Origin of the sequence: Brachyspira sp. (assembly GCF_029258575.1) — a bacterium.
Taxonomy (GTDB): domain Bacteria; phylum Spirochaetota; class Brachyspiria; order Brachyspirales; family Brachyspiraceae; genus Brachyspira.
In genome coordinates this window covers 1-3,866 of record NZ_JARHYI010000025.1, presented here as the reverse complement: position 1 = coordinate 3,866, position 3,866 = coordinate 1, and the positions used below count along the sequence as shown (strand labels likewise).

The 3,866-nt window shown below is 25.1% G+C and carries 5 protein-coding genes; all 5 read right to left on the bottom strand.

Annotation, left to right across the window (positions count from 1 at the left end; genetic code table 11):
• On the bottom strand, positions 1-554 hold a 554-nt coding region (locus Q1J76_RS01980; protein ID WP_300366025.1), incomplete at its 3' end, for a four-carbon acid sugar kinase family protein.
• On the bottom strand, positions 547-1,305 hold the full coding sequence (locus tag Q1J76_RS01975; RefSeq protein ID WP_300366022.1) for a DeoR/GlpR family DNA-binding transcription regulator: 759 nt from the start codon (positions 1,303-1,305) through the stop codon (positions 547-549). The genes Q1J76_RS01980 and Q1J76_RS01975, both read right to left, overlap by 8 nt.
• A gap of 223 nt (positions 1,306-1,528) precedes the next feature.
• Positions 1,529-2,713 carry a bifunctional ornithine acetyltransferase/N-acetylglutamate synthase gene (gene argJ / locus Q1J76_RS01970; RefSeq protein ID WP_300366019.1) on the bottom strand — a complete coding sequence of 395 codons (1,185 nt, stop codon included), beginning with the start codon at positions 2,711-2,713 and terminating at the stop codon, positions 1,529-1,531.
• Positions 2,706-3,227 carry a hypothetical protein gene (locus Q1J76_RS01965; RefSeq protein ID WP_367182052.1) on the bottom strand — a complete coding sequence of 174 codons (522 nt, stop codon included), beginning with the start codon at positions 3,225-3,227 and terminating at the stop codon, positions 2,706-2,708. The genes argJ and Q1J76_RS01965 overlap by 8 nt, the downstream gene beginning before the upstream one ends.
• Positions 3,228-3,292: 65 nt before the next feature.
• The gene (locus tag Q1J76_RS01960) at positions 3,293-3,667 is read right to left on the bottom strand and encodes a hypothetical protein (protein ID WP_300366012.1); all 375 of its coding nucleotides are present in this window, start codon (positions 3,665-3,667) and stop codon (positions 3,293-3,295) included.
• Positions 3,668-3,866 lie beyond the last annotated feature (199 nt).

Sequence of the window (3,866 nt, the reverse complement as noted above, 5' to 3'; positions counted from 1 at the left end):
TTATATCTATCTTTTATATATTGAATTATATAATCAACACCTTTCTTTATCATATTAATATCTAATAGACACATTTTTCTTTTAGTCTGCTGATCAATTAAATATTTTATGTTGCTGCTTTTTATTGGATTTTTAGAATCATAAGCCATTTCTGTTTCTTCAACTAATACTCCATTGACAAGCAAATATCCTCCTACAACTGTTCTTCCAGCTGAAGGATAACCAGGACTTAAAATAGCCATTCTGTCATCACACAATGCATCAAGCATAGCATCTACTTCAGCACCTATATTACCACGCATTGTACTGTCTATTCTTTTATTGTATATAACTACCTCATCATCCATATACTTTTTTGTAACATCAAATACTATTTTATATGAATGTTCTGATGATATAGATCTGCTCTCTGTAGAACAGCTTATAGCATCATAATTTGAATACAATTCTTTATCATTTAATTGAAGTAATGTAGTTATGTTAAAATGCTGTAATAATGATATACTAGCATTAGCTCCTGTTAAATCATCTGCTATTATTAAACATTTATACATTTAATATTTTACCTCCGTTTTTTTCTATAATATTTATTTCATCATTAGAAAATATTTTATCGGTGATAATATAATCAAAATCATATAAAGGACGAACAGATATAATAGAAGCAGAATCAAATTTACTGCTATCAGCCATTAATATAGTAGTATTAGAAATATCCATCATGCTTTTTTTTATCTCAACTTTGTCAGAACTATTAGCACAAAAATATAAATCGTTTGTAATGCCTGATGTGCCTATGAATGCTTTAGAAACTCTAAATCTTTTTATATATTCTATTGTTTCTATAGACGAAGAACAATTATTTCTATTTTCTATTTTTCCACCTGCTATATATACTGTTATTTCATAATTTGAAGCTATACTGGCTATATCCAAATCATTTGTTATAACTGTCAAATGTTTCTTATTATTCAATAAATAAGATAATTCCATACAACTTGTACCAGCATCTAAAATTATGACATCTCCATCATTAATAAATTCTAAAGCTTTCAATGCCATTGCCTGTTTAGTTTTTTTATATAAAGTCTTCCTATATACATAGGGAGGTAATAAAGATATATCCTTTTTCAAATATACTATGCCGTTTCTCTGTTCCATAACATTAGATTTTTGTAATCTCTTTAAATCTCTTCTTATGGTCATAGTACTTGAATTACATATTTTAGCTAAATTCTCTATTGAACTGTTAATATTATTTTTTAAATATTCTAATATTATATTTTCTCTATCAAATGATTCCATAAAAAACTTATCAAATAAACTATTTATTATAGATACTATAATAGTAATTTTTTAACACAAAGTCAATATAATTATGTTAAAAAGTGTTAATTTATGTTAAAAACTGTTAATTTCAAATAAAAACGATTCTAATGAGTTTTCATTTAATAATTAATATATAATTATTTTTATAGAAAAATTTTATTCCTAAATGAAGTTTAGACTAAATATAGAGGATATTATCTTATATATTATAAGAAGAGTGTATCGATATAGATTCCTGTGTTAAATCTGTGAAATAATAGTAATCTTCATATTTGGTATTGAAACCTAAATCTATTGTTATATAATTTTCTTTTATATCTTCTATCTCTTTTTTTAATTTATTGACTGATTCATTTTTGATTAATTCACCATTTGAATATATTAAAACATCATTAACATATAATGATATATTATTAATATTGATATTATTAGAAGTACCTAATGCAGATAATATTTTTTCAAAATTAGGATTTTTAGAAAGAAATAAAATTTTTACAATATTAGACTTAGCAATTTTTTGAGCTATATTGAAAGCATCATCTTGTTTTTTTGCTCTTTTTACTGATACAATTATAGTTTTAGTTATGCCCTCTCCATCAAGTATTATCATCTTTGCAAGATAAGCACATATTTCATCTAATTTATTTTTGAACTCTTTAAATAATTTCTTATTTTTTTCTGTTATGATTTTGTTACCAACAGCACCATTTGCCATTATAACAGCCATATCATTAGTAGAAGTTTCTCCGTCTATTGATATTCTATTTAAAGTTTTATCTATTGATTCTTTAAAAGCTTTATTTAAAGTTCCCTTTTCTATATTCAAATCTGTAAATATAAAAAGAAGCACTGTAGCCATATTAGGATGAATAATAGAACTCCCCTTAGCAACAGCATAAAATTTGGCTGATTTACCAGAAACTTCTAATTGTGCCTTATATATTTTATCAAATTTATCTCTAGTTTGAATGACCCTTGAAATATTATCAAAACCCTGATTAAAATATTTTAAAGATACATCTATAGATTTTTTGATTTTTTTTGTATCTAACTGAACTCCAATAATTCCAGTAGAAGCTGTTAATATATTATCTTTCTTTATACCTAAAACTTTTTCTGCATGCTTTACTATATCTAAAACATCATTATAACCGCTTTTTCCTGTTAGAGAATTTGCTATCTTACTATTAACTATTAATAATTCTATATTATTTTTATCATTTTTTTTAGAAAATAGAATTGGGGCAGCCTGAAAATTATTTTGAGTATATACAGCAGAAACAACACTAGGAGGATCACTTTTAATTATTGCCAAATCATAATCATTATTTTTAAGACCAGATTTTAAAGCAGCAGAAGAAAATCCCAGGGGTATATCATACATTAAATAAATCCTCCTCTTCAGGATCTGAATCATCTTCTATTCTTTTAACTTTTCTATTTTCATAGTTAATTCGCTTTCGTACAAAAAATCTAGTATTCTTTCCGCTTTGTCTTTCCTGTATAATACCAAAAGTTCCTGAACCTAGATAAACTATTTTATCTTCTTCTTGCATATCAGAAATATTATTTTCTTTAATCTCATTTAATACGCATTCAAAATGAGCTAATTCTCCGCTGGCACTATGCCTTATAGCCTCCTCTATTATATAAATAGGCTTCTCGCATATAGGACATAGAAGTCTTTCAACATCTTCTTTCATGCGTCTTTTAAGATAGTTTTTTTCATATTCTTCTATACTTTTTTCTTGATATTTGTATTGATTATTATGATATTTCTTCTTATTGTAGAAATTATTTTTATTTTTTTTATTATTACCGTTATAAAATTTTTTATTGTTGTTATTATTATTATTTTCTTTGTTATTATTAAATTTTTTGAATTTTTTTTCTGACATCATACGCCTTTTTATAATAAAGCAATACTAAAAAGAAATAGCATTGCTTTATATATATAAATTAATTATTCATCAAAATCATCATCATAGTCATCATAATCATCATCGTCAAAGTCATCGTCGAAATCGTCATCATCATCAAAGTCATCGTCGAAATCGTCATCAAAATCATCTATATCATCATCATAGTCATCGTCATAATCGTCATCATCATAGTCATCGTCATAATCATCATCATCATAGTCATCATCGAAGTCGTCTTCATCGTCAAAATCGTCATCATCATCAAAGTCATCATCAAAATCGTCATCATCTTCATAATCATCTTTATCATCAAAGTCATCACTGTCAAAGTCGTTTTCATCATCGTCATATTTTGCGAAATAAGCATTTAATATATTTAATTCGTATAATAAACTAATAGATTCTAATTCTCCCATTATTTGCTCCATAATTCATAATTTTAAAGCTATAATAATACATAAATTTTTTTTGTCAAGTATAAATATATTTAATTTTTGTTTAAGTTCCATAGATATTGCACACTTTTAGTTTAAAAAAAATGAGATATTCCTTATAATTTAAATTGCTAAAAAAAACAAAAAGGAATATCTATGAAACAGTATAATACACAACAGA